Here is a 258-nt window from a genome sequence, read left to right on the forward strand (position 1 = left end):
AACTGCAAAACCTTTTCCTAAAACTATTGGTAATAAAGAAGAAAAAAACTATTTTGGAATGGCAAAAACCTTTTGTGGTAAAGAAATTGCTGAGAAATCATGGCTTGTACGTTTAGACTTCCCAAAAGCACCTGGAGCTGACCTAGCCCAAGGTCAAATATTTTTAGCAAAAAGTAAAGAAAAAGGATGGTTTGTTTGGTTTAGATATCATTAAACGAATCAGTCATTTTAATTTTTAGCTCTTTGCTAATCTTTTTT

The 258-nt window shown here is 31.8% G+C and carries 1 pseudogene; it reads left to right on the forward strand.

Features of this window, described 5'->3' with window-relative positions:
• Positions 1-214: pseudogene (locus ACS2QP_RS28080) on the forward strand (hypothetical protein); the annotation flags it as partial.
• Positions 215-258: the final 44 nt, after the last annotated feature.

The organism is Bacillus cereus group sp. Bce019 (assembly GCF_051781745.1).
GTDB lineage: Bacteria > Bacillota > Bacilli > Bacillales > Bacillaceae_G > Bacillus_A > Bacillus_A cereus.